Here is an 11026-nt window from a genome sequence, read left to right on the forward strand (position 1 = left end):
TCCAGAGCCGCCGACGGCGCAAGACCCTGCTAAACCTGCGTTTCTGGATCCCGGGCTCCGCTGCGCGGCCCCGGGATGACGGGGCGGGTTATCCTGCTGCTGTAATACCTGATCGAACACGCAACCCGAGACCCCGCCCGTGCGCCTGTCTGTCACCACCTGGAACATCAACTCGGTGCGGCTGCGCATCGACCTGGTCCTGCGCGTCCTGGCCGAGCACAAGCCGGACGTGCTCTGCCTCCAGGAGACCAAGTGCCCGGACGACGCCTTCCCGCTCAAGGCCCTGCGCGGCTCGGGCTACGAGCACGTCATGTTCGCCGGCCAGAAGGGCTATAACGGCGTCGCGATCCTGTCGCGCTTCCCCCTGCACACCCGCGGCGTGATGGGGTTCTGTGAGAAGCAGGACGCCCGGCACATCTCGGCGGTGCTCGGGCCGGAGGCGGGGGCGGCCTCGGGGATCGTGCTGCACGATTTCTACGTCCCGGCCGGCGGCGACGTGCCCGACCGGGAGCTCAACCCGAAATTCGCCCACAAGCTCGACTTCCTGAGTGAGCTGCGCGCCTGGGGCGGCAAGCGCGTCGCCGGCCCGGCGATCCTGGTGGGGGATCTCAACGTCGCGCCGCTGGAGCACGATGTCTGGTCGCACAAGCAGCTCCTCGACGTGGTGAGCCACACCCCCGTCGAGACCGAGGCCCTGGAGCTGCTGCGCGGGGAGGCCGGCTGGATCGACACGGCCCGCCACCTCACCCCGGAGCCGGAGAAGATCTATACGTGGTGGAGCTACCGCTCGCCGGACTGGTCGGCGGCCAACAAGGGGCGGCGCCTGGACCATGCCTGGGTCTCGCCGGATCTCGCCGGCACGGTCCGCTCGGTGGAGGTCCTGCGCGACGCCCGCGCCTGGGAGCGGCCCTCCGACCACGCCCCCGTGACCCTGACCCTGGAGCTGTGATTCGGTCGCACGGAACCGCCATGACGCCGGAGCATTGGCGGTTCACGAACCCGCGATGCGAGCCGGCCCGATGCGCAAGATCCTGATCGCCCTTCTGCTTCCCAAGGTCGTCTCCTTCCTGCGCCGCCGCTACGGCGGTCCGCACGCCGCCCGCGACCGGGCCTTCTGAGGCACGCTTCAGCATCGGCGGCGTGACTGTGACGGCCGGGCCCGGCACGCGGCCCCAACGCCTTCGGCCCGGCCCTCCAGGAACCCGACCCCGATGACCGACGATCCCCGCGAGGCCGGTCCCCGGCCGCCGTTCCCCGGCGACCAGCAGCAGGAGCGGCCGGGCCTCACCTCCAGGATGACGCCGCGGCCGGACCACGGCGAAGACAGCTACGTCGGCAAGGGCCTGCTCACCGGCCAGGCGGCTTTGATCACCGGCGGCGATTCCGGCATCGGCCGGGCGGTGGCGATCGCCTATGCCCGGGAGGGCGCCGACGTGGCGATCTCCTATCTCGAGGTCGAGCAGGAGGACGCCGAGGACACCAAGGCCTGGGTGGAAAAAGCCGGCCGCCGCTGCCTGCTCCTGCCGGGGGACATCCGCGACGAGGCCCAGTGCCGGACACTCGTGGACCGCACCATGGCCGCGTTCGGGCGGCTCGACATCCTGGTCAACAACGCCGCCGCCCAGGTGGTGAACGAGGGCCTCGAGGACCTGACGGCCACCGATATCGAGGGCTCGTTCCGGGCCAACGTCTTCGCGATGTACTACCTCGCCCAGGCCGCCGTGCCGCATATGAAGCCGGGCGGCGCGATCGTGAACTCGACCAGCGTCCAGGCCAAGGTCGCGGGCCCGAACATGCTGATCTACGCCGCCACCAAGGGCGCCATCGCCAGCCTCACCATCGGCCTGTCGAACCTGCTCGCCCCCAAGGGCATCCGGGTGAATTGCGTCGCGCCCGGCCCGGTCTGGACCCCGATCCAGCCGATCGTGAAGAGCCCCGAGGAGCTGGAAGAGCTCGGCGCCCAGACTCCGCTGGGCCGCGCCGGCCAGCCCGCCGAGCTGGCCCCGGCCTACGTCCTCCTCGCCTCCCGCGAGGGCAGCTTCATGTCGGGCGCCCTGGTGCCGGTCACCGGCGGCATGCCGATGCTGTGAGGCGCCCGCCTCACTCCACGTAGACCCCCGCGCCCACCAGCGCGGGGGTGCCGTCGACGATGGTCGCGCAGACGTAGCTCCACTTCACCTCCGGCGTGCTGCGCCGGGGCCGCGGGAACATATAATCGACCCAGCCGGACCCGGACTCCCGCACCACGCCGATGAAATCCTTGTGGAACTGCTTGCCGGCCGCGTCGTGCTCCTGAAGCAGGTCCCGGCCCTCGCGGTTCGGATGGGCGGCGTTGAACAGCACGATCCCCTGCATGTCGACGACGAACAGGTAGACGTCGCCGTAGCGCCAGGGGCTGTTCTTGCGCCGGAACTCCGGAAACGCCGTCCGGCCCTTGCTCTCGATCGTTTCGGCGGCCTCGTTGACCAGGGTCTCGATCTCGACCGCCTGATGGACCGGGACGCGCTCGTCCCGGCCGATGACGGGTCGCGTCGGCAGGAAAACGATCAGGGCCAGGATCGGAAGGCAGAAAAACAGCAATCGCTTGGGCATGGTCGCGCCCCTGACGGTCCATCCCGATCCGGTCGGCCGGATCCCCGGAGCCTCAACCGGTCCGGCGCCGGAAGAACCCGGTCTCGATCGCCCGTTTCGGGACGGGCCACCAGCGGAACCGCGGCGGGCCGGGCAGGATGGCCGCCGGCTGCGCGGCGTATTCGGCCGCCTCCGCGGTCTGATGGGTCTCGATGATGCGCTTCAGCCGCTTCATCGCGGCGATATACATGCAGGCCCGCAAGCGCCGGGCCTCGCTGGACTGGGCCTCTTCGAGTTCTTTCAGAAGCGCTTCCGCCTGTCGGATGTGGTGTTCGGCCTCGGTGATGCAATCGACGATCGCATAGAGATCTGCCATCTTCCGGCTCCCGGATACGATTGAGATATCGACGTCGGCACGCTCCGATCATGGGCAGAGGCCGGCCGTACCCGTCGGATGCAAGCAACCCATGCCGCGGATTTGTTTCCGAGATCAAAGACTTGCGCCCGCGCCGGTCTATTTCCTCTTTTTGTCAGTCTCTTGATCGCGCGGCGGAGCTGCTGATCAGTGTTCGGACGCGCAGAATATTATGACTGTCGGAGCGAAATGCCCCACCGGGCGGATATACGGTGTCGAAGGCAATAGATCCATATCGGTTGCTGTGGTCAACCGAAAAATATCAATATTCGAAAAGACCGGCTGGTCGGTTACGGACGCCCCGATCCAGGCCTCTCTGCCGAACCGGCGCCTGCGCTCCCGCACGGCGCAGATCACGCCGCTGCAGCTCGCCGACTTCACCTCCGGCATGCCCGAGCTGCCTTGCTGAAGGTCGGCGGGACCGACGGCTTCAACAGCGTGCTGGTCATCAACCCGGGCAAGGACCTCGTGATCTTCGTCGTGGCCGGCAAGCCGCGCATCCCCATCGAGCGGATCGGCGTGGCGCTGTCGCGGCAGCGGCCGTGAGGGTAGGAGCTGTGGTCCCGGTCACGGGCGGCACGCCGATGCCGTGATCGGCGCAGATCGAGCCCCGTCGGTCACCGTCATTGCGAGCGCAGCGAAGCAACCCAGTGCGGCGCGCGATCTCCGGACGTGGCGTTTCCCTGGGTTGCTTCGCTGCGCTCGCAATGACGCCAGGGGCTGCATCAATCGCAGCGAGGCTGACTCGGCTGACGGTCCCAACACCAATCAGGATGAAAGCTACTTCGTCCGACTACGTTGTATGGCGAGCGGCCAGCACCGCTTCGTAATCACCCGCGACCTACACCCCCCGAAACGTTGGCGCCTTACCAGCGCCAATCACCGTCTAGTGTCCAGCGAGGCTTCGGCTCGGTTTGGTAGAGCCGCCATCGAACGTCGAAGCCTCCATTCGCTTCACACGTCGTATCGCGTTTCCAGAGAACGCCGCTGCGCTTCTCTTCCCGAATTTGACCCATCGTGCCTTCGTTCGCGAAGGATGGAAGCTCCAAAAAGCTGTCCGGGTTCGCTAAGGCGGCGCGATCAACAATAAGCTCGCGATCAGTCTGCCCACGGACGGCGCACGGGATACTCGCATAAGTATGCCGCTCGGTATCAAGGATCAGCTTGGCATTATCGGGCGGCAGAGTGGCAAGCTCGCCCGCAATTAGGCTGTAAATCACGAAACAGGTCGCAACTCCGAAAACCAACGCTAAAATGGAGCCGAGCTTGCGCAGCACGACACCAGTCCTCCTTGGCTGCTGAATGCTTGTGGCTTTTGCGCCCGAGCACCGTGAGGATCAGCCCATGGGATCGGTTCGCCGCGGGTTCTAATCTTGAAATCCAAATAAAAAACCCGCCGCACGAGGCGGCGGGTCTGAAGCGTCCCAAAACCCCTAGAACGGGATATCGTCGTCCAGGTCGTAGCCGCCGCGGGCGCCGCCGCCGCCGCCGCCGGACGAAGCCGGGGCCGGACGACCGCCACCACCACCGCCGCCCTGGGCGCGGCCGCCGCCGAAATCACCGCCGCGGTCGCCGCCCCGGCCACCGCCGGACTCGCCGCCGCGGCTGATCTGGCCGCCGCCCTCGTCCTCGCCGGCGAAGTCGCCGCCACCACCGCCACGGCCGTCGAGGATCGTCATCTCGCCGCGGAAGCGCTGGAGCACCACCTCGGTGGTGTACTTCTCGACGCCGGAATTGTCGGTCCACTTCCGGGTCTGGAGTTGGCCCTCGATATAGACCTTCGAGCCCTTGCGCAGGTACTGCTCGGCCACCCGGGCGAGGTTGTCGTTGTAGATCACGACCGAGTGCCACTCGGTCTTCTCCTTGCGCTCGCCGGAGGCCTTGTCCTTCCAGGACTCGGAGGTCGCCAGCCGCAGGTTGCAGACCGGGTCGCCGGAACCGAGGCGGCGCATCTCCGGGTCGCGCCCGAGATTGCCCACCAGAATCACCTTGTTGACGCTGCCCGCCATCGCTCTCTCCTTACCGTACGGATCTCACTGGGCCTTGGGCCCGGCGGCACGGGACTCATGCGCCCGGGCCGTCGGGGCGGCAACCTGCGGTGAGGGTTTGTGCCCGCTATCCGCAATTCGCCAAACATGTGTGTTCTATCTCTGTTCTATCTGGTCGGCAAGATCGGCCTACGGGATATGCACAATCAGCTTGCCGAAATTCCGGCCTTTCAGCAGGCCGATGAACGCGTCGGGCGCGTTCTCCAGCCCCTCGACCACGTCCTCCCGGTAGCGGACCTTGCCCTCCCGGATCCAGGCCCCGACCTCGCTCCGGAAGGTCTCGGCCTGGTCGGCGAAATCCCAGACGATGAAGCCCTGGATGTGCAGGCGGTTGGTCAGGACGGAGCGCATCAGGCCGGGCAGCCGGTCCGGCCCGGGGGGCGCCTCGGTGGCGTTGTAGGCCGAGACCAGGCCGCAGACCGGGATCCGGGCGAACGGGTTCAAGAGCGGCAGTACGGCGGAAAAGACGGCGCCGCCGACATTCTCGAAATACACGTCGATGCCCTTGGGGCAGGCCTCAGTCAGCGCCCCCGGCAGGTCGGCGCCGCGATGGTCGACCGCCGCGTCGAAGCCGAGTTCCTCCGTGAGATAGCGGCACTTGTCCGGGCCGCCCGCGATGCCCACCGCCCGGGCGCCCTTCAGCCTGGCGATCTGCCCGACCAGCGAGCCCACCGGCCCGGCGGCGGCGGCCACCACCACGGTCTCCCCGGGTTTCGGCCGGCCGATATTAAGCAGCCCGGTATAGGCGGTCATGCCCGGCATCCCGAGCACGCCCACCGCCGTCGAGGGCGGGGCCGCGTCCGGATCGACCCGGCGGGTGCCCTTTCCGTCGGTGGCGAAGTACTCCTGCCAGCCCGCGAAGGCCGTTCGAAGGTCGCCGACTGGGATATCGGGATTCTTCGACGCGACGACCTCGCCGACCACCTCGGCGGTGATCGGTTCGCCGATCTGGACCGGGGTCGCGTAGGATTTCGCGTCGCTCATCCGGCCGCGCATATACGGGTCGAGCGACAACCAGCGGGTGCGGAGCAGGATCTGGCCCGGCCCGATCTCCGGCACCGGCACCTCCTCCAGGCGGAAGTTTTCGGGTTTCGGCTCCCCGTGCGGACGCGCGGCCAGGACGATGCGGCGGTTCACGGCGTTCATGGACGACTCCCCAAGTGCTCAACCTGCGCCCCCCGATCTGGGGCGTCGCACCCCGGCGGCCAATGGGGCGCCCGGCGCGTTGACCGAGATCGGCTTCAGACGGAGGCGACATCATGCGCACCACCCTGATCGGCTTAGGCTTGGCCGCCCTGACCACAGGAGCCGCGATGGCCGGACCGCTCGACGCCTATCGCTGGCGCTCCCGGGTGCTGGTCCTGTCGGCCCCCGATGCGGCGGACGCAGACCTGCGGGCGCAGCGCGCGGCTCTCGGCCCGATGCGGGGCGGCGCGGCCGAGCGCGACCTCGTGGTGCTGGAGGCGGTCGGGACCGGCGCCGAGGCTCGGGCTTTGCGCGCCCAACTGTCTCTGCCGGCAGACGAATTCCGGGCAGTCCTGGTCGGCAAGGATGGCGGCGCCAAGCTCACCGCCGCGGCGCCGATCCCGCCCCAAACGCTGTTCGCCACGATCGACGCGATGCCGATGCGCCGGGGCGAGATGCAGGAGCGTCGCTAGGTGCCGGGGTCCGGTTTCCGGGGATGGCGGAGCCTGCGGACACCAACGGTTAAGCCTACCAGCCTATCACCGGGCGGTGTCGGCGGCCGTGTTTCGGCCGTCCGTTGAGGCCCGCCAGGACGCTCGAACGAGACGCTCGCATCGATGACCCGAGAACAAGTCGCCACCGCCATCCGCCGCGTCGTCAGCCTCCAGGTCGAGGATATCGAGCGCGCGGTCCGCGACGGCCACAAGACCATCGCGCTGAACGAGCTGGCGGATCTCAACCGCCAGCTCAAGGCCTTCGCGGCTGCCCTCAAGAAGGCCCCGGCCCGGATCTGATCCGGGTCGACCTACCAGCGGGGTCCGCCCCAGCGGCGGGGCCGGTCATCCTCCGGCGACGGGGGCGGCGGGGGCGGTCCGCGCTCGAAGGCCGGCTCGTCGCAGATCCGCACCCGGCGCAAGACCGGCGCCCCGTCCGGATCGAACCGGCGCCGGACGAATTCCCGACACGCCTCGGGCGGTGCCGCGGTAAAGCGCGGGCGGCGGAATTCCGGCTCGGGCGGCGGAGGCGGGGGCGGCGGACGCCGCTCGTAGCCATCGCCGGGACCGCCATAGCCGTGCGGCGGCGGGCCGTCGAAATCGGCGGCCAGCGCCGGGCCAGCGGCGAACAGCAGGGCGCAGAATCCGGCGCGCCCGATGACATCACGGAGGGGCACTGGTCGGCCTCGGCAGGAAGCGGCGGCGGGGATCGCGGCCATCGAGGCTGGAGCGTGCGCCGCGTCGCCTGAACCTCTGCCGCGTCCCCCGTTGGCCGCCGTTCAGCCGGCTCAGTTCTGCAGCGCGTTGATCTCGCACTGCGCGTATTCCCCGCTCGCCTTCGCGTAGGCGTTGAGCTTCTGCACGTAGGCCTCGGCGATCGGCCGGAACGCCTGCGCTTGCAGGTTGTAGGCCTTGACCGCGTCATTGAAGCTGTAGGCCTCCCAGCCGGGGCAGCCGCCCTTGGCGTCGAGGCAGGCCGGCTTCTCGGGCAGAGCGGGCTTGACCGGCCGGGCCGAGGCCGGCGGCGGCTCGGCCGGCTTGCAGGCCGTGGCCACCGGGGCGGCGGCGGCCGGCGGCGGCGCACCCTTGCCCGGTGCCGTCTTGTCCGATGCCGTCTTGGGCGCCGCCAGCGCCAGACCCGGTGCGAGCATGCCCGCGATGAGGAGAAGCCTGCCGCGCATCGCCCATGTCACTCCGCTGCGGCCCGAGGCCGCCGGCCGCGGGTTCTGCGGCATCAGGCGGACGGCGACAAGGGTTGCGAGGCTGCTGCTCGGGGGGGCGTCCCGCGCGGCGCGGCCACGCGGTCCCGGCCGGATCCCGGCTTGGCGGTCTTGCTGGAGGCGCGGGCGCCCCGCAGCAGCGCGAGGACTGGCATCAGCAACCCGGTCGCCAGGACCCACCAGGCCGGGCGAATCGGGCCGGAAAAGTCGAGATTGGCCGCCAGCACGAGGCTGGCCGGGACGCCGCTGGCGAGCCCGTACCAGGCCGCCTCAAGCCCGGCCGTGGCAAGGCCGCCGAGGATCGCGAGCAGCAGCAGCGACCACGGCCGTTCCGGCAGCTTGAACCGCCGCATCGCCCGCCAGCCCATCAGCAGCAGGAACAGCCCGGCGGAGAAGACCGGGTCGCTGACGTCGATCTTCGATTGCAGAAAGTAGTGGACCAGCGCCAGCACCGCGATCGTGTAGACGAGCCGGTGCAGCCGGTGCCAGTTCGGCCCGAGGTTGCGGATCGCCGCATCCGTGGAGGTCAGCCCCAGGGCGATCAGCCCGATCAGCGCCACGAACCCGATCGTCAGGTAGAGTCGCAGGGCGATCTCGGTGACGACCTTGGTCAGGACGAGGTTCTGGTCGACCGCGTAGAGGGTGAGATGCGCCACCGCGTAGGCCATCACGGTGATGCCGAGCATGCGACGGACCACCAGCACCTTCCCCCAGTCGGCGATGCGGCGCAGCGGCGAGATCGCCAGCGAGAACAGCAGGAAGCGCACCGCCCATTCGCCGGTGGCGTGGATCAGCGCCGTGATCGGCTTGGCTCCCAGCGCGTCGAGCCGGTAGGCCCCCGCGAGGTACAGGGCCGGCGCGATGCAGGCCAGGAACACCGCGAGCTTCAGCCACGAGAGGCGCCCGGCCCGGTCGAGCCAAGGGAGCGGGATGCCGAGGGGAACGGCCAGACGGTCGATCATTGTTTTCGGACTCGGCCTTCTGACATCGGAAGCGGCGTGGCCCTCGGGCCAGGGTATAGGAGTGCGAAACCGGCGCTTGTGTGGATCGCTCCCCGCGCGGGTCGGTTCGCCGCGGATGTCCCCGGTGTTACGCCGGCACGGTTGACCTCGCCGCGCAAGCGCCGAGATTGCGGGCGGACGGACACCGGATGGATCCCATGCAGTACCGCAATCTCGGCCGCTCCGGCCTCAAGGTCTCGCCGATCTGCCTCGGCACGATGATGTTCGGCGGGCCCACCGACGAGGCCACCGCCGGCCGCATCGTCGGGAGCGCCCGGGAGGCGGGCGTCAATTTCATCGACACGGCCAACGTCTACACCGAGGGCCGCTCGGAGGAGATCACCGGCCGGGCGATCAAGGGCGACCGCGCCGCCTGGATCCTCGCCACCAAGGTCGCCAATCCGACCGGCCAGGGCGTCAACGACCGCGGCCTCGCGCGCGTCCACATGCTGAAGGCCGCCGAGGACAGCCTGCGCCGCCTCGGCACCGAGTTCATCGACATCTACTACCTCCACAAGGAGGACCACGACACGCCCCTCGCGGAGACCGTGCGGGCGATGGCCGACCTCGTGCGGGCGGGCAAGATCCGCCATTTCGGCGTCTCGAACCACCGGTCCTGGCGGGTCGCCGAGATCTGCCGGCTCTGCGACGAGATCGGGATCGACCGGCCGGTGGTGAGCCAGCCCTATTACAACGCCTTCAACCGGATGCCCGAGACCGAGCACCTGCCGGCCTGCGCCCATTACGGGCTCGGCGTCGTCCCGTACTCGCCCCTCGCCCGCGGCGTGCTGACCGGCAAGTACGACCCGGATGCCCCGCCCCCGGCCGAATCCCGCGCCGGCCGCCAGGACACCCGGATGATGCAGACCGAGTGGCGCCCGGAATCCCTGCGCATCGCCCGCACATTGAGGGAGCATGCCGAGGCCCGCGGCATCACGGCCGGGCAGTTCGCCACCGCCTGGGTGCTCAACAACCGCCTCGTCACCGGCGTCATCGCCGGGCCGCGCACCGAGGCGCAGTGGCAGGAATATCTCGGCGCCCTCGACTACGCCTTCACCCCAGAGGACGAGGCCCTGGTGGACGGCTTCGTGGCGCCCGGGCACCCGACCACGCCGGGCTACAACGATCCGGCCTATCCGCTGGAGGGGCGCGTGCCGCGGGGCGTTTGATTCCGGACTGGGGCTGAGGCTTCCAAACCGTCATCCCGGGGCCGCGGAGCGGCGCCCGGGATACAGAAACGTAGGTCAAGTAAGTCTTTACACTGTCGGCGAATCTAGATTGCAGACTGTGGCACCCGCACGGTTCCAGGTTCGACTCAGGTACCTCAAAATCAATAGGTGGCTCGCTGGGAAGTAGCGACACTGTTGTTGTAATAACAGTGCTGGAATTTCTTTGATTTAAATAATCATATCTATTTCTATGTTTTATCGATAGTCAGTTTTGTGCCATAAATTTGCGACCGAATTTCGATAATCGCTTGATGAAGCCGGCGTTGCTAGCCATTAGAATCGGATCAGCCGTAAAGGGTGCGCGTTCCAGGGGCGGCATGACGAACTTTCTCGGCAAAACCGTCATAGAAGAAGGGCAGATTATCTGCCCGATTACCTGTTAGCCGCCCTCGCGCTTTGTCCCAGGTCATGAGGGCTACGTGATAGATAGGTTCGCCTACTACAAGAACAGGCTGGTCTCGCGAATTATGCCAGAGATAGCCGCCTCCAAATTCTCGTCGTCCGACTTCTAATAAATAGCAGCCAATATTTTGCACTAAATTTGTAAATTTATCAGTAGTAAGCTTCGGTTCCCACCGAGAGGCTTCATCAGCCATCTCCTCGACAATGATTAGACTCGCTTGTGAAAAATCTAGCACTGCACCGGTGCCGCGCTTTTCACAGAGATCAACGGGTTTAGTCGCGGAACGCGAAATAGACATGACCAGCGGCTCTGACATAATGCGATGATCATTCGTTCCGGTAAGCACTGCAAGCGATCTGCAACTTCTTTCCACACTTCTCGGACATTTGCCTTGTCAGGCTGATCGGAGCGAGACCCAACCCTTTGAGGGTGTTTGCGGCAGCGGACTGTCCCGCTTGCC

The 11026-nt window shown here is 67.7% G+C and carries 15 protein-coding genes; 6 read left to right on the forward strand and 9 right to left on the reverse strand.

Translation table 11 applies throughout. The features are described from left to right. Positions 1-139: 139 nt before the first annotated feature. Positions 140-949, forward strand: coding sequence for an exodeoxyribonuclease III (gene xth / locus MKL20_RS19455; RefSeq protein ID WP_243965779.1), 810 nt, complete (start codon positions 140-142; stop codon positions 947-949). A 262-nt stretch (positions 950-1211) separates the two neighbouring features. Then, entirely contained in the window at positions 1212-2090 is an 879-nt protein-coding gene (locus tag MKL20_RS19460; protein WP_243965778.1) for an SDR family oxidoreductase, read from the forward strand. Between the two features lie 10 nt (positions 2091-2100). Here the strand turns inward: MKL20_RS19460 and MKL20_RS19465 are convergent, their stop codons facing one another. After that, complete coding sequence (locus MKL20_RS19465; RefSeq protein WP_244038057.1) at positions 2101-2592, reverse strand: cache domain-containing protein; 492 nt, start codon at positions 2590-2592, stop codon at positions 2101-2103. Between the two features lie 52 nt (positions 2593-2644). Then, the gene (locus MKL20_RS19470) at positions 2645-2947 is read right to left on the reverse strand and encodes a hypothetical protein (RefSeq protein WP_244038058.1); all 303 of its coding nucleotides are present in this window, start codon (positions 2945-2947) and stop codon (positions 2645-2647) included. Between the two features lie 441 nt (positions 2948-3388). On the opposite strand from MKL20_RS19470, the gene MKL20_RS19475 reads away from it, so the two are divergent. Then, complete coding sequence (locus MKL20_RS19475; protein ID WP_244038059.1) at positions 3389-3532, forward strand: hypothetical protein; 144 nt, start codon at positions 3389-3391, stop codon at positions 3530-3532. Between the two features lie 320 nt (positions 3533-3852). Here the strand turns inward: MKL20_RS19475 and MKL20_RS19485 are convergent, their stop codons facing one another. The 3 genes from MKL20_RS19485 to MKL20_RS19495 form a co-directional block, all read right to left on the reverse strand. After that, positions 3853-4263: a hypothetical protein gene (locus MKL20_RS19485; RefSeq protein ID WP_160329344.1), complete on the reverse strand. Its 411-nt coding sequence runs from the start codon at positions 4261-4263 to the stop codon at positions 3853-3855. 156 nt (positions 4264-4419) lie between these two features. After that, a complete protein-coding gene (gene ssb, locus MKL20_RS19490; RefSeq protein ID WP_244038060.1) occupies positions 4420-4995 on the reverse strand; it encodes a single-stranded DNA-binding protein in 576 nt (191 codons plus the stop codon). Between the two features lie 168 nt (positions 4996-5163). Further along, positions 5164-6180 (reverse strand): NADP-dependent oxidoreductase, encoded by a 1017-nt coding sequence (locus tag MKL20_RS19495; protein ID WP_244038061.1) that lies wholly within the window; start codon positions 6178-6180, stop codon positions 5164-5166. Between the two features lie 113 nt (positions 6181-6293). On the opposite strand from MKL20_RS19495, the gene MKL20_RS19500 reads away from it, so the two are divergent. Further along, positions 6294-6692 (forward strand): DUF4174 domain-containing protein, encoded by a 399-nt coding sequence (locus MKL20_RS19500; RefSeq protein WP_244038062.1) that lies wholly within the window; start codon positions 6294-6296, stop codon positions 6690-6692. Between the two features lie 144 nt (positions 6693-6836). After that, entirely contained in the window at positions 6837-7013 is a 177-nt protein-coding gene (locus MKL20_RS19505) for a hypothetical protein (RefSeq protein ID WP_007569379.1), read from the forward strand. An 11-nt stretch (positions 7014-7024) separates the two neighbouring features. On the opposite strand, the gene MKL20_RS19510 is transcribed toward MKL20_RS19505, so the two are convergent. From MKL20_RS19510 to MKL20_RS19520, 3 genes are all read right to left on the reverse strand, one after another. Then, entirely contained in the window at positions 7025-7390 is a 366-nt protein-coding gene (locus MKL20_RS19510) for a hypothetical protein (RefSeq protein ID WP_244038063.1), read from the reverse strand. A 111-nt stretch (positions 7391-7501) separates the two neighbouring features. Further along, a complete protein-coding gene (locus tag MKL20_RS19515; RefSeq protein WP_244038064.1) occupies positions 7502-7894 on the reverse strand; it encodes a hypothetical protein in 393 nt (130 codons plus the stop codon). Between the two features lie 53 nt (positions 7895-7947). Then, the gene (locus MKL20_RS19520; RefSeq protein ID WP_244038065.1) at positions 7948-8895 is read right to left on the reverse strand and encodes a sulfite oxidase heme-binding subunit YedZ; all 948 of its coding nucleotides are present in this window, start codon (positions 8893-8895) and stop codon (positions 7948-7950) included. Positions 8896-9092: 197 nt separating this feature from the next. Between MKL20_RS19520 and MKL20_RS19525 the strand changes: the two genes are divergently transcribed. After that, positions 9093-10103 (forward strand): aldo/keto reductase, encoded by a 1011-nt coding sequence (locus tag MKL20_RS19525; RefSeq protein ID WP_244038066.1) that lies wholly within the window; start codon positions 9093-9095, stop codon positions 10101-10103. 344 nt (positions 10104-10447) lie between these two features. Here MKL20_RS19525 and MKL20_RS19530 read toward each other — a convergent pair whose 3' ends face one another. Further along, positions 10448-10882, reverse strand: coding sequence for a hypothetical protein (locus MKL20_RS19530; protein ID WP_244038067.1), 435 nt, complete (start codon positions 10880-10882; stop codon positions 10448-10450). Between the last annotated feature and the right edge of the window lie 144 nt (positions 10883-11026).

Origin of the sequence: Methylobacterium sp. E-066 (assembly GCF_022829635.1) — a bacterium.
GTDB lineage: Bacteria > Pseudomonadota > Alphaproteobacteria > Rhizobiales > Beijerinckiaceae > Methylobacterium.

Excerpts from the sequence above, each read along its gene's own strand:
- MKL20_RS19470 (WP_244038058.1), bottom strand. The coding sequence starts at position 2,947 with ATGGCAGATCTCTATGCGATCGTCGATTGCATCACCGAGGCCGAACAC.
- MKL20_RS19495 (WP_244038061.1), bottom strand. The coding sequence starts at position 6,180 with ATGAACGCCGTGAACCGCCGCATCGTCCTGGCCGCGCGTCCGCACGGG.
- MKL20_RS19460 (WP_243965778.1), top strand. The coding sequence starts at position 1,212 with ATGACCGACGATCCCCGCGAGGCCGGTCCCCGGCCGCCGTTCCCCGGC.
- MKL20_RS19500 (WP_244038062.1), top strand. The coding sequence starts at position 6,294 with ATGCGCACCACCCTGATCGGCTTAGGCTTGGCCGCCCTGACCACAGGA.
- MKL20_RS19530 (WP_244038067.1), bottom strand. The coding sequence starts at position 10,882 with ATGTCAGAGCCGCTGGTCATGTCTATTTCGCGTTCCGCGACTAAACCC.
- MKL20_RS19520 (WP_244038065.1), bottom strand. The coding sequence starts at position 8,895 with ATGATCGACCGTCTGGCCGTTCCCCTCGGCATCCCGCTCCCTTGGCTC.
- MKL20_RS19505 (WP_007569379.1), top strand. The coding sequence starts at position 6,837 with ATGACCCGAGAACAAGTCGCCACCGCCATCCGCCGCGTCGTCAGCCTC.
- MKL20_RS19515 (WP_244038064.1), bottom strand. The coding sequence starts at position 7,894 with ATGCGCGGCAGGCTTCTCCTCATCGCGGGCATGCTCGCACCGGGTCTG.
- ssb (WP_244038060.1), bottom strand. The coding sequence starts at position 4,995 with ATGGCGGGCAGCGTCAACAAGGTGATTCTGGTGGGCAATCTCGGGCGC.
- MKL20_RS19525 (WP_244038066.1), top strand. The coding sequence starts at position 9,093 with ATGCAGTACCGCAATCTCGGCCGCTCCGGCCTCAAGGTCTCGCCGATC.
- MKL20_RS19465 (WP_244038057.1), bottom strand. The coding sequence starts at position 2,592 with ATGCCCAAGCGATTGCTGTTTTTCTGCCTTCCGATCCTGGCCCTGATC.